The 223-nt window shown below is 69.1% G+C and carries 1 protein-coding gene; it reads right to left on the minus strand.

Going from position 1 to position 223, the window contains the following annotated elements:
• On the minus strand, window positions 1-223 hold a 223-nt coding region (locus tag E4K09_RS23805; RefSeq protein WP_134500165.1), incomplete at both ends, for an FAD-dependent oxidoreductase.

Consider the following 223-nt stretch of genomic DNA (forward strand, 5'->3'; position numbering starts at 1 on the left):
TCGGCGATGAACCGATAGAGATCCTCACGCGCGACCTTCGCCTCGGCCTCGAGCGCGGTGGCCCTTGCTTCGCCAAAGCGCCGGGCCATCTCCGCATGGCTGAGGCGAAGATTCCCGCTTGTGATTCCGCCGTTGCGCGTCGCGGCCCCCTCACCTGGCCGGAGCTTGTCGAAGACCTGCACGGAGCGTCCGGCCCGCGCGAGAGTGATCGCGGCGCTGAGCC

The sequence above is a fragment of the Microvirga pakistanensis genome (genome assembly GCF_004458765.1).
Classification (GTDB): Bacteria; Pseudomonadota; Alphaproteobacteria; order Rhizobiales; family Beijerinckiaceae; genus Microvirga; species Microvirga pakistanensis.